The sequence below is a fragment of the Cupriavidus cauae genome (assembly GCF_026210475.1).
Lineage (GTDB): Bacteria > Pseudomonadota > Gammaproteobacteria > Burkholderiales > Burkholderiaceae > Cupriavidus > Cupriavidus cauae.
Genome location: NZ_CP080293.1, coordinates 3330505 through 3350091, shown reverse-complemented (window position 1 = coordinate 3350091; position 19587 = coordinate 3330505). Strand labels below are relative to the sequence as shown.

The 19587-nt window shown below is 71.0% G+C and carries 17 protein-coding genes; 2 read left to right on the top strand and 15 right to left on the bottom strand.

Annotated elements, in window-relative coordinates; all coding sequences use genetic code 11:
• Window positions 1–3: 3 nt before the first annotated feature.
• The 12 genes from KZ686_RS14890 to KZ686_RS14835 all read right to left on the bottom strand — a co-directional run bounded on the left by KZ686_RS14890 (window position 4) and on the right by KZ686_RS14835 (window position 11237).
• Complete coding sequence (locus tag KZ686_RS14890) at window positions 4–1368, bottom strand: CpaF family protein (RefSeq protein ID WP_265632710.1); 1365 nt, start codon at window positions 1366–1368, stop codon at window positions 4–6.
• Between the two features lie 88 nt (window positions 1369–1456).
• Window positions 1457–2641: an AAA family ATPase gene (locus KZ686_RS14885; RefSeq protein ID WP_149316902.1), complete on the bottom strand. Its 1185-nt coding sequence runs from the start codon at window positions 2639–2641 to the stop codon at window positions 1457–1459.
• A gap of 61 nt (window positions 2642–2702) precedes the next feature.
• Window positions 2703–3110 (bottom strand): TadE family protein, encoded by a 408-nt coding sequence (locus tag KZ686_RS14880; RefSeq protein ID WP_262484840.1) that lies wholly within the window; start codon window positions 3108–3110, stop codon window positions 2703–2705.
• 152 nt (window positions 3111–3262) lie between these two features.
• Complete coding sequence (locus tag KZ686_RS14875; RefSeq protein ID WP_149317111.1) at window positions 3263–3769, bottom strand: TadE/TadG family type IV pilus assembly protein; 507 nt, start codon at window positions 3767–3769, stop codon at window positions 3263–3265.
• Between the two features lie 119 nt (window positions 3770–3888).
• Complete coding sequence (locus KZ686_RS14870; protein ID WP_223819414.1) at window positions 3889–5151, bottom strand: pilus assembly protein TadG-related protein; 1263 nt, start codon at window positions 5149–5151, stop codon at window positions 3889–3891.
• A gap of 54 nt (window positions 5152–5205) precedes the next feature.
• Window positions 5206–5550, bottom strand: coding sequence for a hypothetical protein (locus tag KZ686_RS14865; protein WP_226107406.1), 345 nt, complete (start codon window positions 5548–5550; stop codon window positions 5206–5208).
• Window positions 5551–5572: 22 nt separating this feature from the next.
• Window positions 5573–7606 carry a type II and III secretion system protein family protein gene (locus KZ686_RS14860; protein WP_265632709.1) on the bottom strand — a complete coding sequence of 678 codons (2034 nt, stop codon included), beginning with the start codon at window positions 7604–7606 and terminating at the stop codon, window positions 5573–5575.
• 118 nt (window positions 7607–7724) lie between these two features.
• Entirely contained in the window at window positions 7725–8582 is an 858-nt protein-coding gene (cpaB, locus tag KZ686_RS14855; protein ID WP_150083610.1) for a Flp pilus assembly protein CpaB, read from the bottom strand.
• A gap of 106 nt (window positions 8583–8688) precedes the next feature.
• Window positions 8689–10089: an ATP-binding protein gene (locus KZ686_RS14850; protein WP_265632708.1), complete on the bottom strand. Its 1401-nt coding sequence runs from the start codon at window positions 10087–10089 to the stop codon at window positions 8689–8691.
• 62 nt (window positions 10090–10151) lie between these two features.
• Entirely contained in the window at window positions 10152–10691 is a 540-nt protein-coding gene (locus KZ686_RS14845; protein ID WP_149316908.1) for an A24 family peptidase, read from the bottom strand.
• A 95-nt stretch (window positions 10692–10786) separates the two neighbouring features.
• Window positions 10787–10957, bottom strand: coding sequence for a Flp family type IVb pilin (locus tag KZ686_RS14840; RefSeq protein ID WP_149316909.1), 171 nt, complete (start codon window positions 10955–10957; stop codon window positions 10787–10789).
• A 106-nt stretch (window positions 10958–11063) separates the two neighbouring features.
• Entirely contained in the window at window positions 11064–11237 is a 174-nt protein-coding gene (locus tag KZ686_RS14835) for a Flp family type IVb pilin (RefSeq protein WP_149316910.1), read from the bottom strand.
• Between the two features lie 1155 nt (window positions 11238–12392).
• Here KZ686_RS14835 and KZ686_RS14830 point away from each other — a divergent pair.
• On the top strand, window positions 12393–13676 hold the full coding sequence (locus tag KZ686_RS14830; RefSeq protein ID WP_265632707.1) for a glycosyltransferase family 87 protein: 1284 nt from the start codon (window positions 12393–12395) through the stop codon (window positions 13674–13676).
• A gap of 220 nt (window positions 13677–13896) precedes the next feature.
• Window positions 13897–14943 carry a glycosyltransferase family 2 protein gene (locus KZ686_RS14825; protein WP_265632706.1) on the top strand — a complete coding sequence of 349 codons (1047 nt, stop codon included), beginning with the start codon at window positions 13897–13899 and terminating at the stop codon, window positions 14941–14943.
• A 120-nt stretch (window positions 14944–15063) separates the two neighbouring features.
• Here KZ686_RS14825 and KZ686_RS14820 read toward each other — a convergent pair whose 3' ends face one another.
• The 3 genes from KZ686_RS14820 to KZ686_RS14810 form a co-directional block, all read right to left on the bottom strand.
• A complete protein-coding gene (locus KZ686_RS14820; protein WP_149316913.1) occupies window positions 15064–15840 on the bottom strand; it encodes a class I SAM-dependent methyltransferase in 777 nt (258 codons plus the stop codon).
• Window positions 15841–15849: 9 nt separating this feature from the next.
• A complete protein-coding gene (locus tag KZ686_RS14815; protein ID WP_265632705.1) occupies window positions 15850–17898 on the bottom strand; it encodes a GtrA family protein in 2049 nt (682 codons plus the stop codon).
• Window positions 17899–17975: 77 nt separating this feature from the next.
• The gene (locus KZ686_RS14810; RefSeq protein WP_149316915.1) at window positions 17976–19352 is read right to left on the bottom strand and encodes a sigma-54 dependent transcriptional regulator; all 1377 of its coding nucleotides are present in this window, start codon (window positions 19350–19352) and stop codon (window positions 17976–17978) included.
• Between the last annotated feature and the right edge of the window lie 235 nt (window positions 19353–19587).

Genomic DNA, 19587 nt, shown 5'->3' with positions numbered 1-19587 from the left:
GTGCTAGATCTCGAAACGCCGCGCGGGATCGTAGATCTCGTCCGGCAGCCCCACGCCGTAGACGCGCAGCCGCTCGGCGAAGCGCGGATAGACGCCGGTCGCGCGGAAGTGGCCGCGCACGGTGCCGTCCTGTCCCACGCCGGTGCGCTGGAAGGTGAAGATCTCCTGCATGTTGATCACGTCGCCCTCCATCCCGGTGATCTCCTGGATGCTGACGATCTTGCGGCTGCCGTCGGTCAGGCGCGCGGCCTGCACGATCACCGTGATGGCCGAGGCGATCTGCTGCCGGATCGCTTTCGGCGGCACGTTCATGCCCGCCATGCCGACCATGTTCTCCAGCCGTGTCAGCGCATCGCGCGGCGTGTTGGCGTGGATGGTGGTCAGCGACCCCTCGTGCCCGGTGTTCATCGCATTGAGCATGTCGAGCGCCTCGGCGCCGCGCACCTCGCCGAGGATGATGCGATCGGGCCGCATGCGCAGCGCGTTGCGCACCAGCGAGCGCTGCGTGATCTCGCCCTTGCCCTCGATATTGGGCGGGCGCGTTTCCAGCCGCAGCACATGGGGCTGCCGCAGTTGCAGCTCGGCGGCGTCCTCGATGGTCACCACGCGCTCGTCGGCCGGGATGAAGCCCGACACGATGTTCAGCAGCGTGGTCTTGCCGCTGCCGGTGCCGCCCGACACCACCAGATTGACCTTGGCGTGCGCCAGTGCCTGCAACAGCTGCGCCATCGGCGGCGTCAGGCTGTGGTACGCGATCAGGTCCGCGATCTGCAGCGGATTGACGGCGAAGCGGCGGATCGACAGCAGCGGGCCGTCGATCGCCGACGGGGGGATGATCGCATTGACGCGCGAGCCGTCGGGCAGGCGCGCATCGACCATCGGGCTGGTCTCGTCGATGCGGCGCCCGACGCGCGAGACGATCTTCTCGATCACCTTCATCAGGTGGGCGTCGTCGTAGAACGTGATGTCCGTCAGTTCGAGCTTGCCGCGCCGCTCGACATAGGTCTGGCGCGCGGTATTGACCAGGATGTCGGAGACCGTGGGGTCGCGCAGCAGCGGCTCCAGAGGGCCGAAGCCGAACATTTCGTCGTAGATCTCGCCGATCAGCTGCCGGCGTTCTGCGTCGTTGAGCAGCACCTTGTCCTCGTCGACGATGGCGCCCACCAGCAGGCCGATCTCGTGCCGGACCTGCTCGAGCGGGATGCGGGCCAGCCGCTCGAGCTCGACGCGCTCGAGCACGGTCTCGTGCACGGCGCGCTTGAGCGCGCGATAGCCGCTGCCCACGGGCAGCGCGGCGGCCGGGTGGCCGTTGACGGGCAGGGCGGCGAAGCCCGGGCTGGCGTTCGACAGTTGTTCGCGGATCGACATGGCGGTCTCCGGCTCGAGAGGTGGGTGCGTGTGGTGTGTGGGCGCGCGCGGCGAGGTGGCGTACGACGAAGCGATAGGGTTGCCGCGCTCACGCCGCCTTGACCCGCAGCAGCAGCCGGCGCAGCGACAACGGCTCGCCGCCCGCGCGCGGTTCCGGCTCGGCCGCGGCCAGCTGCGTGGCGAGCGACTGCAGCGCGCGCGCGATGGCGCTGCGCCGGTGCATCGCCAGCACCGGCTCCCCGTGGCTGATCGCCGCGTTCACCGCGGCGGCGTCCTCGGGCAGCGCCTGCCAGACCGGGGTGCCGCAGATCTGCTCCAGCGCGGCGCGGTCCAGTTCGTTGCGGCGGTCGTCGCGGTTCAGCAGCAGGCGCACCTTGTCGTCGGGGTAGTGCAGCGCCCGCAGGATGTCGAGCAGGCGCCGGCCGGTGCGGGCATGCGCGATGGTCGGCTGCAGCACCACGCCGATGCGGTCGCTGCGGTCCAGCACGCCGATCGACACCGGATCGATGGCCTGGCCGGCGTCGACCAGCACGAAGTCGTAGTGCGGCAGCGCCAGCGACAGGATCCATTCGACCTGTTCCTTGCGCACCGATGCCGCCTTGATCGGATCGACCGCGCCGGCCAGTACGTCGAAGCCCTCGGCCACCGGCGTCAGGCACGCTTCGAGGAAGGCCGCATCCATGCGGTCGATCTGCGCGCAGACGTCGGGCAGCGTCGCCGGCGGCGTGCGGTCGCAGATCGTGTGGACCAGATCGCCGAACTGCCGGTTCAGGTCCAGCGCCAGCACGCGCTTGCCCTGGGCGGCCAGCGCATGTCCAAGGTTGCCGGTCAGGAAGCTGACGCCGGCGCCGCCCTTGCACGACAGCAGCGACACCAGCCGCGCGCTGCGGCGGCGCCGCTGCGTGCTGGCCGCCTGCAGCCGGCGCAGCGCGTCGCCGAGCTGGTTCTGCTCCAGCGGCCACGCCAGCACGTCGCGGATGCCGGTGCGCAGCGCCTGGATCAGCAGCTCGGGCTCGACCGCATCGGTGACCAGGATGCAGGGCAGCTCCGGATGCTGCTGCCGCATGGTCTCGATGCCCTGCATCTGCGCCGGGCCTATCCTGTCGTGCGCGATCACCAGCATGTCGGCCAGCGCCAGCTGGCTCGCATGCGACGCGATGCGCGCCGGCGCCTCGCTCAGCGCCAGCGTCTGGAACGACCCGCACTGCGCGCACAGCCGCGCGATTTCGGCCAGCCGTTCGGTTTGCTCGGAGGCGATCAGAATCGTCAGCATGACGGCTTCTCCTGTTCGTTGTCCTGTGCGCCGCGGCGGGCGCGGCAATGCTTGCCCACGTTCAGCTGCAGACCGGCCCGCCGGTCGCGCTGTTCATGCTTTCGCGCGACAGCGTGGTGGCGAAGGGCGGCACCGGCAGCGTCATCGGAATCATCGGCACGAGCGTGCGCACGGTCAGGCCGGTGACGCGGACCGTCACGCTGGCGCAGCTCGCGCGCGCGGTATCGGGATCGCTGTCGCAGCCGGCTGGCTCGTAGTCGAGCGCGATGTTCGACGGCGACAGCTGCGGCATCAGCGCCGCCATGCGGGTCTTGATGATGGCGGCATTGGCATCGCAGACCACGGCCATGCGCGCGCCCCAGCGTGTCGCTTCGCTGGCGGTGTTCCAGTGGAACAGCACGCGCGCCATTTCGACGACGCCGATCAACAGCGTGAAGAACAGCATCGCGACGATCGCGAACTCGACCACGGTGGCGCCGCGCTGGCGTGCGCGAGGCCGCGGTGCGCCCCCTGGCGGCCGCGCTGGGGTGCGGTGTGGCGACCGATGTGGCGGCCGACGTGTCGTCCGATATGTCGTCCGATATGGCGATGCCATCGGTGCGGATGGGCGGACAGCGGGATTCATAGCACTTGCCTCATCACGGTCATCACATCGGAGAACACCAGCCCGCTGGCATCGATCAGCGGCTGGATCGGCGTATAGGCGAAGCCGGTGATCTTGACCGCCACCAGGTTGACGGTGCCGGCCGGCACGCCGGCGCCGCCGCCGTTGTCGTAGGTATTGACGTTGGCGAAGGCCATGCCCGGGCACCCACCCGCGTCGACGCGGTCGCAGATCACCACCATCGACGTGCTCAGGCCGCCGACCAGCGGGCTGCCGGTGCAGCCGGTATTGCCATGCACCGCCAGGCATTTGGCCTGCGCGGCGGGGTAGCCGGCGTCGTCGGGCGAGAACTGCGACAGGTAGCGGGTGGCGCCGCGCGTGGCCTTGGTCAACGCGTCGTACTGGTAGATCGCGCGGCCGAATTCGGCGACGCCGCACAGCATCAGCAGCAACGGGATCAACAGGATGGCGAACTCGACGGCGGCCACGCCGCGCTGGCGTTCGCGTGCGCCGGCGCGGCGCAGTCGGCGCGGACCGCGGCGCAGGTTGTGGCGCGGTCCATGGCGCGCCGCATTGCCGGCAGCGGAGCGGGGGATCGGCGTCTTCACGATGGCCTCCTGTCGCTTGTCGATGTGCCCGGCCGCTACTGCACCAGGACCGGCACCAGCGGGCCGGGTCCGCTGCCGAGTCCAGGGATGCCCTGCGTCGCGCAGGGACTGCCCATCGAGCTCGACACGCCGCGATATTCGAGCCGCACCGAGTTGATGTTGCCGCCCCATTGCATCGGCTCGATCATCAGCAGGCAGGCCCACTCCAGCACGCTGGCCTTGTGCGTGCCCGACACCGCGAAGCCGCTGCAGTCGACCACCGGGGCCAGCACCATGCGCCGGTCGGCGCCGCCCTGATGCGCGGCGGTGCTGGACGGCGATCCCTTGGTATCGATCATCGCGATGCTGTCGCCCTGGTAGGGCGCAAACGTCTTGCGCCTGGCGGTGAAGTCCGGATAGGCATTGGCCTTGGCGGGCCAGGTGGTGTCGTTGTAGGCGTGGCCGGTGAAGTCGGGCACGCCGGCGACCTTGCCGGCCTTGACGATGCCGAAGCGGCTGTTCCACTCGTCCGCCAGCGACGACTTGTTGCCGGTGGTGCCGATCTCGGTGCCGAGCGCCGGCAGGTTGCACTGGCCCGAGCCCTTGAGCTGCTCGGCCAGGCTCTTGGTGCCGCTGCCGCCCGCCAGGTCGGCCCAGCCGAAATTGCCGCCGCCATACTCGCCCTTGTTGCCTGCGTCGAGCTTGGACACCAGCCACTGGCCCACGGTGTAGGGCGGTTCGGGCGGACTGATGGTGTCGGGCTTGCAGACGAACACCGGGATCGCGCACGCCGTCTGCGCGGCGCCCACGGTGGCCACCGCGAACGAGGACACCGTGCTCGGCCCCACGCTGCCGCCCGGCAGCAGGTTCAGCACCTGGGCGAACCAGTTGGCGATGCCGGCGCGCGAGGCCGCGCATTTGACGTATTTGATGGTGTCCAGCGCATAGGGCACGCTGTTCTTCGGATAGAAGGGGTTGGCCAGCGCGTCGCTGTAGGTCACGCTGCTGTCGGCGGTGAACTGCACCGACTCGCTCTGGAACAGCGCCAGATTGCGATAGCCGGCGGTGATGCCGGCCGCCTCGGACACCGCCAGCGGCGTGGCGCCGGTCAGGTCGCGCGCCGCCGCCAGCGCGCAGGCATCGGCGCCGTTCTGCAACTCGCTCTTGGCCACGTAGAGCTTGCCCAGGTCCAGCGCCAGGCCGAGGAAGCCCACCATCGCCACCAGCGCCAGCGCGACGACGATCGCGACCGCACCCTGCTGGCGCTGCCGCATGGCGGTTCGCCGGCGCATGCGCGATCCCGCTGTGTTCGGCTTCATGATGGGTTCCTCCATGGCTTGGCGAAATGGCTTGCGCGCCTGCATCCGCCGCGTTCAGCGCGTGCCGATGCCGCCCGACATGCCGATGCCGCCCTGCATGCCGGCGCCATTGCCATAGGCGCCGGCGGGCGACAGGCGTTGCAGCGAGCGGTCGTAATTGCCCATCGCGGCCACCGCGGCCCTGCCGTCGACGCCGGTCAGCGAAGGCAGGCCGGCCGGCGCATTCGGATTGATGATCTGGGCCTGCTTGACCGCATTGACGGACTGGCCGAAGCGGCTGTCCCAGATCGGCGTGGTGCTGATGCAGGCCGCGAGCAGCGGCGCGCCGAGCAGGGCGGCGAGCAGGGCCGCGGGGCGGCCGCGCGCGCGCAGGCGGGACGATTGCGAAGGCTGGTTCATGGCGTTCTCCTTGCGGTGGCGCTCAGTTCAGTGCGGCCGGCTTGCCGTCGGTGGCGCCGGTGACGTCGTTTCCCGCCGGGGCGGCGGCGCGTGCCCTGGCGAGCCGCGAGGCGGTGGCCTCGATGCGGGCGATGCGTTCGGCCTGCGATTCCTCGCGTGCGGCGGTTGTCGGCAGCGCGGCCGGCCGTGCCGCGCGCGTCGCCGCTGACGCTGCCGGTGCAGTGGTAGTGGCAGCGGCCGGTGTCGCGGACAGCGCCGCGGCGGGCGCCTCGCCCAGCGGCCGGCCCACCGGCAGCGCGGTGCGCGGCACCGGAGACGGCGAGGCGGGCGTCGACGGCGGCGGCGCCAGCGTGGCGGGCTGCGGGGCGGGGGCCTGCGGGGCCGGCGATTGCGGTGCCGGGAACTGCTGTGCCGGCGGGCGCTGTGCCGGCGACTGCGGTGCCGTGGACCCGCTGCCGGCCGGCGTCGTGGCCGGGGTGGCCGCGCGCTGGCCGGCCGAGCCTTCCATATTGCCGAGCAGGTAGAGCTCGAGCGGATTCGGCGTCGAGAAGCTGTCGGTCGGCAGCGGCGCGCCCGCATGCTGCATCGGCTGCACCAGCCGCGGCGTGATGATGAAGACCAGTTCGGACATGTCCTGCTGGAATGACGTGCTGCGGAACAGCGCGCCGAGCACCGGCACCTCGCCCGCGCCGGGCAGCGCCTTCAGCGTGCCGCGCGCGTTGTTCTGCAGCAGCCCGCCGATGGCGAAGCTCTCGCCATCGCGCATCTGCACGGTGGTGGAGGCGCGCCGCGTGGTGATCACCGGCAGGATGGTCTGGCCGGTCAGCGTCGCTCCCGTCACGGTGGCACCGGTGGGCGAGAGCTCGGACACTTCCGGCGCGACCTTCAGGTTGATGCGGCCGTTGGCCAGCACGGTCGGCGTGAACTTGAGCCCCACGCCGAATTCCTCTTCCTGCAGCGTGATGGTAGGGACGCCGCCGACCACCGCGTTGCTCTGCGCCACCGGGATATAGATCTTGCCGCCGGCGAGGAAGCTCGCCTCCTGGCCGCTCAGCGTGACCAGGTTCGGCTCGGCCAGGATCTTGACCAGCGAGTCGTTCTTCTGCGCGTCGATCGCGATGTCGAGCGGCAGGTTGTTGGCCTTGCTGCCGAAGATCGCGGTGCGCGAGCCGGTCAGCAGCGAGGTCAGCAGGCCGCCGGTCCACGAACCGAAGCCGCCCTGCAGGTTCAGCTGCGAGCCGAGCTGGTTCAGCAGGGTCTTGGACACCTCGGCGACCTTGACCTCGAGCATCACCTGCTGCGGCGTATCGACGCTGAGCATGTTGAGCACGCCGCCGTTCTTCGCCTCCTTGTCGCCCTGCGCGACGGCGGCATAGGCGCGCGCGATCTCCACCGCCTGCTGGGCGGCCTGCGCGCTGGAGACGCTGCCGGTCAGCACCAGGTTGTCGGCGGCGGTGGCGACGCGGATGCCGCGCTCGGTGGGCATCAGCTGCGCCAGCGAGCCCTGCAGCCCGCCGGCATCGACATTGACCGCGATATTGATCACGCTGCAGGCGCCGCTGCGCCCCTGCACGATCATGTTGGTGGTGCCCAGGCTGCGGCCGAGCACATACATCGTCTGCGGTGACACCATGGTCGCCTGCACGATCTCCGGATTGCCCACGGTCCGGTTGCGCACCGGCTCGGGCAGCGGGATCAGCGTCGACTTGCCGATCGGCACCACCACATGGCTTTCCTCGCGTACCGCGCCGCTGCAGTTGGGCCCGCGCGTATCGGCGGCGGGCACCGGTGCGCGGGCGGGCGCCATGCTGATCGTCATCTGCATCGGCGCGCCGGCGGCGATGCCGGCGTTGGCGTTGGTATTGGCGTTGGCATTGGCATTGCTGCCGGCGCGGGTGCCGGCCGCGGGCGTGGTGCCCCTGGCCACCGCGCCGGCTTCGGCTGCCGTCTGCGCGCCGGCGGTGCCGGCCAGAGCCAGCAGCAGGCAGGCCGTGCCCGCGCCGCCCAGCGTGCGCGCCGTGCGCGCGCGGTCCCTCTGCTCATGGTTTGTTTTCATATCTCCCCCCGGAGAGAATTGGTGCTGCCCGATTCGCTGCACATCGTTCCTGACGTGCGACCCGCCTTGCGCGGCATGCCCAGTCATGCCGCTGCCGTCCCGGCTGAAACCCTCCGGCTCAGAAACATTCGAGACTGCCCTGCACGCCCGACAGCACGCCGATGCAGTGGCCGGATCGGGCCGGCGCGGCAGGGCGCGCACGCACCGGCGCGCTGACCTTGACCGGCTTGAGCGGCGCGGCTGCCGGCGCCGCGGCGGGCGTGCCCAGCAGCGTGGTCTTCGTTGCACCTTCGGTATCGACCGCGGCCAGATCCACCTGATTGCGCAGCACCAGCGACAGCGTTCCCACGCTGCGCGCGACGTCGAGCTTTTCGGCCTGTTCGGGCGTGACCTCCAGCGTCACCGCATTGACCACCTTCGGCTGCGTGTCGTCGCGGCTGACCTGCTGCGCGACCGCCAGCACCAGGATCTTTTCCAGCACGATCTTCGAGATGCTGGCTTCGCCGTTGCCACTGGCGGCGCCGTTGCGCCTGGCCTCGGCCGCGGTGTTGACGATCACGTCGACCAGGTTGCCCGGCAGCGCGAAGCCGGCCACGCCGACCACATCGTTGACACGCACCGTGATCGCGCGCTTGCCCTCGCCGATCACCGCCGACAGCCCGCCCTTGGTGCCCTGCGGCGCCAGCTTGGCCTCGAGCAGCGGCTCGCCGCGCAGCACGCTGGTCCTGGCCACGCGCCCCTGCAGCAGTGCGGCGTTGGTGAAGGCGCCGGGCGGCACGCTGCCGCTGGGCCAGCTGACCATCCGCAACTGCTCGGGCCCGATCGGCTGGCCCAGATTGATGTCGCTGGCGGCCACCACCACCTGCGCCACCGAGTTCGACGACTGCTGCATCAGCCAGCGCGAGGCCGCGATCACCGCCGCCACCCCCGCGGCCAGTGCGACCAGAAGCATCAGAATTGCCCGTGCGTTTTTCATGGAAGCTCTCCCTGAGGTCGCCCTCGTTTCCCTCGTTTCCCTCATTCCCAGCGCGTTCGCTGCGTTCTTCCGCGTTTCCTTGTCGGCGCGGCGTCCGTCCGATCTGCTATCGCCGCGCCGTTCGCTCACCGCTGCGCCAGCGCATGCCGTCGCCGGCCTCGCGGCCGAAGTACGCCTGCCAGGCGCGCCGCAGCGCCGCCTCGGTGACGCGCGGCGGGTCGCCGTGGTAGCGCCGGGCCGAGTCGATCAGCTTGAGCAGGTCGCCCGGGATGCAGGCCAGCAGCGGAATCCCGTCGGCCAGGTGCAGGCCGTCGAGCAGGAAGCGGAACACCTCGTCGGCGCCGTGCAGGCCGAGCGCGTGCGCGGCGCGCGCGTAGACCTCGCGGTAGTCGTCCTCGGCCAGCGGGCCGATATAGAGCTTGCTGCCGAGCCGGCGCAGGAAGGCGTCGTCGCCCAGCGCGCTGGGCTCCAGGTTGGTCGAGAACACCGGCCACACATCGAACGGCACCGAGAAGCGCACGCCGCTGTGCAGCGTGAACATGTCGATGCCGCGGTCCAGCGGTACGATCCAGCGGTTCAGCAGTTCGCTGACGCCGACCAGTTGCCGGCCCAGGTCGTCGACGATGTAGACGCCGTTGTTGGCCTTCATGTGCGGCGGCGCCTGGTAGTAGCCCGCGACCTGGTCGTAGCGCAGGTCCAGCATGTCGAGCGTCAGTTCGCCGCCGGTCAGCACCGCCGGACGATGGCAGATGGTCCAGCGCCGGTCGGCGCCGCGCCGCCATCCGGGGTTGGTGCCCTCGTCGAAGGGCACGTGCACCAGCGGATCGAATACCTGGATGATCTCGCCGGCCACGGTGAGCGCGTGCGGCACCGGCACCGCGCCGGGCATCAGCTCGCGCAGCCGCCGCGCCAGGAAGGTCTTGCCGCTGCCCGGCGGGCCGTACAGCAGCAGCGCCGCGCTCGCGTTCAGCGCGATGCCGGCCTCGTCGACCACGTGCGGCGCGGCCACCATGTCGCCCAGCACGGCGGCCACGTCCGCCTTCGACACGCTGGCCTGGCGCACCGAATGGCGCCGCACTGCTTCCAGATAGGCGTCCAGCGTGACGGGCGCCGGGCCCGCATAGCTGCAGCGGGCGGCCAGTTCGGCGGCGCGCGCGTAGCCGGCATCGGTGAGCCGGTAGCGCACGTCGAGGTCGCTGGCGCCGCGATGGGCAATCTCGAGCAGGCGTTCGCGCACGCACGAGGTCGCGATCTCGCCGATGACCGAGCCGGGCAGGCGCAACGTCTCGGCCAGTTGCAGCAGCGTGACGTCGCGGTACAGGTAAGCCGCCTTCATCAGCAGGCTCGCCAGCATCGTGATGTCGATGCCGGTATCGGCGACCGTGCGCGGCGCCACGTGCCAGGGCTGGGGCTGCGCGGTCTCCGCCGCCTCGGCCGGCGCAGGGTCGCCGGCATCGGCCGCGGTCGGCAGCCGGTGCAGCGGCGTGGTCGGCTGTTGCTCGATCATGAGATCCCCCGATCTGTGCTGGTTGCCTGCCCGATGGGCCGGTTCGCCGGTCGCCATGGCCGCTACGCCGACGCGAACAGCATCGCGACGGTTCCGGCGGCAATGGCGATGCCGTACGGCATCGCGCCCACCGATACCGATGGATCGAGCGCGCCGGGCTTGCACCGGTCCGGATTCCATCCGCCGGGCGCCCGCAGGATGTTCAGCATGTTGCGTCCCAGCTCGCGGCCGCGCCGGCGCAGCAGCGCCCACGCGAGGGCCCACGCGCCGCCGAGTACGAAGGCGGCCAGCGCGATGTCGAAGGCCATGCCCGCGCCCAGCCACGCGCCGACCGCGGCCATCAGCTTGACGTCGCCCGCAGCCATGCCGCGCAGCAGGTAGATCGGCAGGAACATCGCCAGTCCGGTCAGCCAGCCGCCGGCCCAGGCCAGCGCGCCGGCCAGCGCGCCGGTCGTCGCCATCAGCACCGGCAGCGCCAGCAGCCAGGCGCCGAAGGTCAGCCAGTTCGGAATGCGGCGGCTGTGCAGGTCGGTCGCGGCCGCGGCCAACACCAGCAGCATCGCGGCGGGTCCGATCAGCGTGGCGAGGTGCGGGTGGGACATGGCTGGCTCCAGTCGTTGGATGCGGGTCGTTCGGTGAAGGCCGCTCGGTGCAGATCCTTCTCTGCGGGTCGTTCGATGCGACATGGGCACGTCGTTCAGAACGACGACGCGACCTTGTCGAAGATGGTGCTCAGGGTTTCGCCGACGGCCCTGACCGAGACGATGATCACCAGCGCGATCAGCATCGCGATCAATGCGTACTCGATGCTGGTGACGGCGCCGTCTTCATCGACGAAGGTGCGGATGGCATTCGGTAGCGCGCGCATCGGTGTCTCCCTTTGGTGTCGCAGGCCCGCGGGGCCGGAGCGTGTGGCCCCGCGGGGTTTTGCTTGCGCCGATCTCGCCGGCGCGGGTTTGGCGCCCGGAGCGCGCCTACTTCAGTGCGGACTGCACCTTCTCGAACACCGCGCTCAGGTTCTGCCCGACCAGCTTGACGCCGGCGATGATCACGATGGCGATCAGTGCGGCGATCAGGCCGTACTCGATCGCGGTGACGCCGTCTTCGTCCTGGACGAACTGCTTGGCTTGTTGCATCAGGTCTTGCATGGCTCTCTCCTTGGTTGGAATGCAGGGCACTACTCTGTCGATTCGCTACGGTTGGCAGCGGGGAGTTGCCCGCTGCGATGCGTGATGGCACGCGCTCGCCGGTGCGGCGGCCCGCATGCCGCGCAGGCATCGAAGGGCCAGCGGCCATGGCCGCCGCAGTGTCCGGCGGGATGGCTGTGCCGATGGCGGTCCGCATGGGCCGGGTGGCCGCTCGCCGCCAGGCGGCGTGCGCGGCGATGCGTGTGGTCGCGCCGCGCATGCCGCGGCGCGGCGTGCCGCGGCGACGAGGCATCGGCGCCATGCATGCAGCGCAGGCGCGGCGCGCGGTGCGGCCGCGATCCCCGCGAGGCGGGAGGCTGCGTGAGGCGGTGCGGGTTCGTCAGCATGGTCAATGTCCTGTCGCTTGCGGCGCGCTCGCGCTGCCGCCGCGTGATTCGGAACTGCTGCCGGGGCCGGCGGCGCTGTGCCGGCGACCGTGTGGCCACATCAAGGCAAGAGCTTTGCCAGCCGATGTGAAATCGTTGTGCGATAAGGCCTTGCAGCAAGCGGGGTGTCGACCGGCAGGCCGAAAGCAGGCCCGTGGACGGCCGCTCGTTTCCGAGCGGAAACGCGATGCCGTGCGATGGGTGGACGATTGGCCGATGATGGTTCGGCGATGCGGCGCGCGCCTCCGTCCGGCACTCGCCGCAAAGGATGAGGCGCGCCATGAGGCGGCGGTGACGTGGCGGCGTGCCGGGATGCCCGCCTCATCCTTTCGCACGAGGGTGGCGATGATGCGTGCCCGCCCGTTGCGCGGCGATTGCCATCCGTCTGGCGCAGCCGGTTTGCGCCGGCGCCGTGTTTCCCGCTTGAAACGTTGCCGCGTGCCGCGGCGTTGCATGAAGCCGCGTCGGCACGCCTGGCGCGCAGACGGACACGACGGCCAGGCGACCGCAAGCACCGCGCCGGCGCGCCAGCGCGCGCTCGCATCGGCCGCTCGCATCGGCGAATGCGGCGGTTCGCCGTGCCGTGCTTCCGCGCGGAAACGCCGGCGTGCAAACCGCCTCGATCGTCGCGGCCCCGTCGGGCGGCGCGCCTTGCGCCGCGGGCCGCGTCTGATAGAACAAGGACACGCGATGCCGCGTCGCCGTGCCCATTCCCCTTCCGAGCGATCCCATGACCCTCGAACGCGCCTCGATTGCCAACACACTGCCCACCGCGCGCGGACACTGGCTGACGCTGGAGCGTGTGCGGCTGTACGCCGGCGCGATGCTGCTGGCGCAATGCCTGATCCTGGTGGCATGGGCCTGGATCACGCGTGGCTTCACGGCAGACACCATCGTTCGGCCAGGTGCCGACTTCTCGGTGTTCTGGAGCGCCTCGCATCTGCTGCGCGGCGCCGGCGCGCTGGCGGTCTACGACTATGCGCAGCTGCAGCCGGTGATCGCCGCGCATGGCGCCGTGCCGCCCGACTCGGGCTTCTATCTGCCGTGGCTCTATCCGCCGACCTTCCTGTGGGTCGTGCTGCCGCTGTCGCTGCTGCCGTTCGCATGGAGCTACGTCGCCTTCATCGGCCTGTCCGCGGCAGGCTATGTCGCCGCGCTGCTGCGCCTGGCCGCACTCGCCTCGCCGCCACGCGCGGCGCGCGGCGCAATCGTGATGGCGCTGCTCGGCTTCCCTGGCCTGTTCCTGGCGGCGACCATCGGCCAGAACGCGCTGCTGACCGCGGCGCTCGCCGCATGGGCGCTGGTGCTGCTGCCGCGCCGGCCTCTGCTGGCCGGCGTGCTGATCGGCCTGCTGGCGATCAAGCCGCAGCTGGCACTGATGTTTCCGGTGGCATTGATCGCCGGGCGCGAATGGCGCGCGCTGGCGGCCGCGGCGGTCACGGCGGGAGCGCTGGCCGCCGCGAGCGTCGCGGCGTTCGGCTGGCAGACGGTGCCGGCCTTCGTGAGCGCCACCGCGCAGGTCACCGACCTGCTGATTCAGGAAGGCATCCGCGCCTGGTACGTCAGCCCGACGCTGGTGGCCTCGGTGCGGCTTGCCGGCGGCCCGCCCGCGCTGGCCTATGCGCTGCAGGCGGTGCTGACGCTGGCGACGGCCGGCGCGCTGGCCTGCGTATGGCGCCGCCATCGCGACACCGGCTTGCGTACCGCCGCGCTGGCCTTGGCGGCGATGCTGGCCACACCCTATCTCTGGTACTACGAGCTGGCGTGGCTCGGCATGGCGGTGGCGGGCCTGGCGGGGGAGGGCGTGCGGCGCGGCTGGATGCCGGGCGAGCGTCTGCTGCTGGTCGCGCTGTGGTGCATGCCGATGCTGATGTTCGCCAATGCGCTGGCGCAGCAGTGGCAGGGCGGGGTGCAACTGCTCGCGCTGGGCATGGCCGCGGTGCTGCGGCGCGCCTGGCGGACGGACACCGATACGGGCAGCAAGGGCGGGGGGACGGGACATGTCGCGACATGACAGGATCGGCGCCGCAAGCCAGCGCCGCCGCGAGGACACGGGGGCAGGGAGGAGGACCGCCGGGGGCGCCGTCGAGGGCGCCCCCAAGGGCGGCAATGTCGGCGGTGGCAATCACGTCCGCTCTGATGGCGGCCCTCATGGGGGCTGTCACGGTGTCTTCCATGGCGGCCTCGGCGGCGAGGGTGCGACCGAGGGGGCCGTCGGCGCGCCGGCCGGATCCATGGGCGCCGCGCGCCCCGACCGCCAGACGCCGTGGCACCGCGATACCCGGCTGCTGTCGGTGGTGGCGCCCTGCTACAACGAGAGCGACGCCATCGTGCCGTTCTTCTCGCGTGTGATCCCGGTGCTCGAGGCGATCCCGGGCATCCGCTTCGAGATCGTCTGCGTCAACGACGGCAGCGCCGACGACACGCTGCCGCGGCTGCTGGCGCAGGCACGCGCCGATGCGCGCATCCGCGTGATCGAGCTGACCCGCAACTTCGGCAAGGAGGCCGCCCTGACCGCCGGCATCGACGAGGCGTTCGGCGATGCGGTGGTGCCGATCGACTTCGACCTGCAGGACCCGCCCGAACTGATCGGCGAGATGGTGGCGCGCTGGCGCGAAGGCGCCGAGGTGGTGCTGGCGCAGCGCATCGACCGTGCCTGCGATTCGTGGCTCAAGCGCGTGACCGCCGGCGCCTACTACCGGCTGCACAACCGCATGTCGGAACTGCGGCTGCCCGAGAACGTCGGCGACTTCCGGCTGATGGACCGCGCCGTGGTCAACGCGCTGAAGAGCCTGCCGGAGCGGCGCCGCTTCATGAAAGGCCTGTTCGCCTGGGTCGGCTTCCATACGGTAACGCTGCCGTACACGCGCGAGCCCCGCAGCGCCGGCCAGTCGAAGTTCTCCGGCTGGCGGCTGTGGAATTTCGCGCTGGAGGGCATCACCAGCTTCAGCACGGTGCCGCTGCGCTGCTGGACCTATATCGGCGTGGCCGTCGCCTTCGCCGCCTTCTGCTATGGCAGCTTCATCGTCGGCCGCACGCTGTGGCTCGGCGTCGACGTGCCGGGCTACGCCTCGCTGCTGTGTGCGCTGCTGTTCTTCGGCGGGCTGCAGCTGATCGGCGTCGGCGTGGTGGGCGAATACGTCGGCCGCATCTATCACGAGACCAAGGGCCGTCCTATCTATCTGGTGCGCCGGCGCTACCAGGAGCGGCCGGCGACGCAGGGGCTCGGCGGCCGCCGCGTGATCGAGCTGTCCGCGGTGCAACGGGCCCGCACGCGCTGATTCCGCGGCGTGCCGACCTCTTGCGCGCTGACCTCGATCGCGCCGAGGTCGAACGCGCTGATCGGAAGCGATCCGGCGCCGCGGCAGCGATGCCGCGGCGTTCTGCTTTGCTCCCTGTTGTCAGACGGCACGCGCGACCGCGAGCAGCGATACGCCGAACGGCAAGGTGCCGCGCCGCAGCCAGTGCCGCTCGCTGCGGAACAGCGTGTACAGCAGCGCGTTCAGCAGGGCGGGCGGCATCGCCGTGCCGGTCGAGCCGCCGGCCTCGCCCGGCACGCCGTGCTCGGGCAGGCGCGCGTGCAGCAGGTCGCGCAGCCGGTCGTGCCAGCGTGCCGCCACCGCCAGCGGAAACAGCACGGTGTTGAAGTAGCTCACCGTTTCCACGCACAGTCCCGCGTTGCCGAGCCGCGTGGTCAGCGCCGTACGGCGATAGCGGCGCTGATGGTGCAGGAACACGTCATGCCGGCTCCATAGCCACGGATGCGCCGGCACCGTGATCAGCGCCGCGCCGCCGTGCCGCAGCAGCGAGCGCACCGCCAGCAGCGCGCCGGCATCGTCGGCGATGTGTTCGAGGCAATCGAGCAGGCAGACCAGGTCGAAGCTGCCCGGGCGGTACGGCATCGCGTCGGGGCAGCGGCCGTCGGCGATGGCATAGCGGCCCGCGGTCTTGGCCACGGCGAGCCGGCGGGCCATCGCATCCATCTCGAGGCCGCTGACGGTGCCGAAGCGCGCCAGCATGTCGAGATTGCCGCCGGTGCCGGCGCCGATCTCCAGGATGGCAGCGCCGGGCGGCAGCGCCAATTGCTCGAGCACCGCGGCGACGATGTCGCGGCGCGCGCGGAACCACCAGTGATCGGCTTCGGTCTGCGCCATTTCGAGATAGGCTTGCGGCGACATGGTGGTCTCCTAGGGAAGCGGCCGCCCGGATGGCGGCGGGCAATCGCGCGTGGCGTACAGCGACCAGTCGCCGGCCGTACGCAGCCGTTCCACGCGGCAGTCGGCCGCGGCGAAATAGCCGGCGGGCAGCGGCGTCGCGCGCCGTACGAACAGATAGCGATAGCGTCCGGCATCGTGGCGATGCCAGTCGAAGTTGGCCGGAAACGCGTTGTCGAGCATGTCGGCGGGATCGAGCGGTGGCGCATGGCCGCTGCGATAGCGGACGATCTGCGGCAGGAACCAGGCGAAGTTGAAGTCGACCAGTCCGTGCCGCCGCGCCTGGTACCACAGCGGGAAGTGCTGATAGGCGCCGGGATGCGCGGCGGCCGCGCTGCCCGCATCGAAGACCAGCATCAGCGCACGCTGGCCCGGCGCGGCCGCGCCGAGAACCGCGTCGAAATCGCGCGTCTCCGCGCCGAAAGCCAGCGTGCGCCTGGCCTGCCAACCCAGGTGCAGTGCGCAGGCCGCGCACAGCGCGAGCGCGCACCAGTGCGCAGCCATCGCGCGGCGCGGACCGTTCGTGCTCGTCGGCGCCGCGAACAGCAGCGCATAGCACGGCAGCAGCAGGATGCCGAAGCGCTGGAACAGGAAGGCGGTGCGCATCGCGTAGTGCGGCACGCACAGCCAGACCAGCAGCACGGCCGCAAGAGGCAGCCAGGCCTGCGGTAGACGCCAACGCGGCCGCAGGCCCATCGCCCACGGCGCAGCCAGCATCAGCAGCGTGGCCAGCGCGAAGGGCAGATGCGTCGACCACGCGCCCCAGGGCGAGACCAGCAGCAACGGCACGCGCATCCAGTCCCAGCGCCATTCGACCGCGGGCCACGCGTAATCCAGCGTGGCGTCGAACCGCTGCGCGTGCCATGCATACAGCAGCGCGACCAGGCCCAGCAGCGCGTACGGCATCAGCGCGCGCAGCACGATGCGCGGCGTGTGCGAGGAGCGGGCGCGGTGGGCACCGTCGCTACGGCGGGCACGGCAAACGATGCCACCCAGTCCGATCAGCGTGCAGGCGCCGCCCACAGCGCAGGCGAACAGGAAGACGAGCCCATGCGCGACGAACAGCAGCGCGCCGCCGGCCACGATCATGGCGCCGGTACGCAGCGTGGGCGTACGCGCATGGCGCCATGCGGGCAGCAGGAACAGCAGGCCGAGCGGCACCGCCAGCAGGAAGGTCAGGAAGCCCCATTCATAGGCGAAGCCGAAGATTCCCGGCACGAACAGCCAGTCCAGCCGCGCATCGGCGCCAACCTGCCGGCGCAGCGCGATACAGGCGCCGATACAGGCGAGATAGGCCAGCGACAGCAGCAGCTTCAGCGCGGCCGTCACCGGCATCCACCACGACAGCGCCAGCGCCGCGCCATAGCCGAGCAGGTAGGGCGTGAACGGATTGATGCGCAGGTCCTGCTGCCATGGCGAGGTACCGGCCAGCAGGTCGCGCAGCGCGGCGATCTGGCCGGCATGCTGCGGCAGGTCGATCATCGGGGGATAGGGCGCGAGCCAGGGCAGGGCGGAGCCGGCCGCGACGGCAACGACGAACGGCGCGTTGGCCATGACGGCGCGCGCTGCCGCGACGCGCGTGGCGCGGCCGATCTTCTTCCGCTGCGTGCAGCCCACATGTCCGCGAAACGCCCAATGCCGCGCCCCCAGGTACGTCAGCCCCGTATAGACGGCCATGCCGCCGAGTTGCGCCAGCAGGCTGCGCGGCGCCAGCACGTTCGAGAGGGCCAGCACCGTCGCCAGGTTGGCCAGGTAGCCGAGCACGCAGACCGTGCCGAAGCGCCACAGGCTTGCCGGCACATGGCCGCGATGCGCGAAGGTCCAGCGCCGGTTCAGCGCGAAGCTCCACAGGAAGCCGACCGCATAGCCGGCGGCATTGGCCGCGGCCGGATGCCAGTCCAGCCCGCGCAGCGCCAGCCAGATGGCGGCGAAGCCGAGCACGGAATTGCTGGCGCCGACCAGCAGGTAGCGCAAGCCGGTGTGGCGGACGGTGGCGCGCGGCCGGGCGGTGGCGGATGGCATGCGGGCAGACTCGATCGGGCGCGGGGCAGGGTGCCGGGTGCGGGTGCGGGGTCCAGGCGGCGAGGGGGCAGCAGCGCTCAGCCCTCGCGTACCACCAGCCCGAGGTCCTGCCTGCGTATCTGGAGCTTGTAGTCGCGCATCAAGCGGAACAGCGTCACCCGCGACACGCCCAGTTCGGCGGCGACATCGATCAGCCGCTCGTGATGGCGTTGCAGCGCCTCGCGGATCGCGTTGCATTCGGCCGCCTCGCGCACCGCGGCGAGCGTGCAGGGATGCGCCTCCGCGGGCGGCTGCAGGTCCAGATCGGCGGGGCGGATCACGCCGCCTTCGCACATTGCCGCGGCATGGCGGATGCGGTTGATCAGCTCGCGCACATTGCCCGGCCACGGATGCACGGCCATCGCGCGCATCGCCGAGTTGGAGAACCCCTTGATGCGTGCCGGCGCCTGCCGCCGGATCTCGCCGAGCACATGCTCGGCCAGCAGCACGATGTCGCTGCCGCGCTCGCGCAGCGCGGGCTGGCGGATGCGCAGCACGCACAGCCGGTGATACAGGTCCTGGCGAAAGCGGCCGGCCGCTACGGCCGCCTCGAGATCGACGTGCGTGGCCGAGACGATGCGCGCATCGACGGCGACCGAGTCCGTGCCGCCCAGCCGTTCGATGCAGCCCGTTTCGAGAAAGCGCAGCAGGCTGGTCTGGCTCTCGAGCGGCATGTCGCCGATCTCGTCGAGAAACAGCGTGCCGCCCTGGGCCAGCTCGATGCGGCCCGGCTTGCGCTTGAGCGCGCCGGTGAACGCGCCGCGCTCGTAGCCGAACAGTTCGGACTGCAGCAGCGCGGGCGGGATCGCGGCGCAGTTCAGCGCGACGAACGGTTGCGCGGCACGCGGCGAGGCGCGATGGATCGCCTGCGCGGCCAGTTCCTTGCCGGTGCCCGATTCGCCGCCGATCAGCACCGGCGCGTCCCAGCGCGCAACCTTGGCGATGCCGCGGAACAAGGCCTGCATCGCCTCGCATTCGCCCACCATGCCGGCCGGGCCCGGTACACGCGCGTTGGGTGCCAGGCTGTCGTGGCGCAGCTGGACCATGCCCCAGGCGTGGCCCAGACCCTGGGCCAGCGTCGCCGATTCGAATGGCGCGGTCAGATAGTCGATGAAATACAGCCCCAGCAGCCGGCGCGCCGTCGGCGTCAGCCGGTCGCGACAGCCGACCATCGCGATCCACGCAATGTTGGGCTGCGCGAACCAGGGTTCGAGCGCCTCCAGATCGGCGTCGCCGATATCGCCGCCGAGGTCGAGCAGGCCGGCGATCGGCTGCTCCTCCAGCGGGTGTGCTTCCACCTCGTGCGGGGTGGCGGCGAACAGCAGCTTCCAGCCACGCTGGCTGAGGAAGCGGCAAAGATTGGCCTCGTGGTGCTGCGATACGAACAGCAGCGGGCGGGTGATGGCGCCGCTCATGATGATTCCCCCGGATTCTTCTTATTGCCGAGGCAGACGCGGACAACGTCCCGCGCCTGCCACGGTTCCGGCCGGCGGCGGGCCGTCCCAGACAGACGTGCCCGTCGCCGTTCTCCGCTCGCGCGAAGATGCCCATCCCCAACCAGGCAATGTGCAACCTCCCATTGCCTGACCGCTGCTTCAAACATGACCAGTGGCCAGTGGCGCATCGCCTGTGTTGCGGCGTCGGGCGGTA

Coding starts and splice junctions, on each gene's coding strand:
- KZ686_RS14890 (WP_265632710.1), bottom strand. CDS start 1,368: ATGTCGATCCGCGAACAACTGTCGAACGCCAGCCCGGGCTTCGCCGCC.
- KZ686_RS14885 (WP_149316902.1), bottom strand. CDS start 2,641: ATGCTGACGATTCTGATCGCCTCCGAGCAAACCGAACGGCTGGCCGAA.
- KZ686_RS14870 (WP_223819414.1), bottom strand. CDS start 5,151: ATGAAGCCGAACACAGCGGGATCGCGCATGCGCCGGCGAACCGCCATG.
- KZ686_RS14865 (WP_226107406.1), bottom strand. CDS start 5,550: ATGAACCAGCCTTCGCAATCGTCCCGCCTGCGCGCGCGCGGCCGCCCC.
- KZ686_RS14860 (WP_265632709.1), bottom strand. CDS start 7,606: ATGAAAACAAACCATGAGCAGAGGGACCGCGCGCGCACGGCGCGCACG.
- cpaB (WP_150083610.1), bottom strand. CDS start 8,582: ATGAAAAACGCACGGGCAATTCTGATGCTTCTGGTCGCACTGGCCGCG.
- KZ686_RS14850 (WP_265632708.1), bottom strand. CDS start 10,089: ATGATCGAGCAACAGCCGACCACGCCGCTGCACCGGCTGCCGACCGCG.
- KZ686_RS14845 (WP_149316908.1), bottom strand. CDS start 10,691: ATGTCCCACCCGCACCTCGCCACGCTGATCGGACCCGCCGCGATGCTG.
- KZ686_RS14840 (WP_149316909.1), bottom strand. CDS start 10,957: ATGCGCGCGCTACCGAATGCCATCCGCACCTTCGTCGATGAAGACGGC.
- KZ686_RS14835 (WP_149316910.1), bottom strand. CDS start 11,237: ATGCAAGACCTGATGCAACAAGCCAAGCAGTTCGTCCAGGACGAAGAC.
- KZ686_RS14830 (WP_265632707.1), top strand. CDS start 12,393: ATGACCCTCGAACGCGCCTCGATTGCCAACACACTGCCCACCGCGCGC.
- KZ686_RS14825 (WP_265632706.1), top strand. CDS start 13,897: ATGGGCGCCGCGCGCCCCGACCGCCAGACGCCGTGGCACCGCGATACC.
- KZ686_RS14820 (WP_149316913.1), bottom strand. CDS start 15,840: ATGTCGCCGCAAGCCTATCTCGAAATGGCGCAGACCGAAGCCGATCAC.
- KZ686_RS14815 (WP_265632705.1), bottom strand. CDS start 17,898: ATGCCATCCGCCACCGCCCGGCCGCGCGCCACCGTCCGCCACACCGGC.
- KZ686_RS14810 (WP_149316915.1), bottom strand. CDS start 19,352: ATGAGCGGCGCCATCACCCGCCCGCTGCTGTTCGTATCGCAGCACCAC.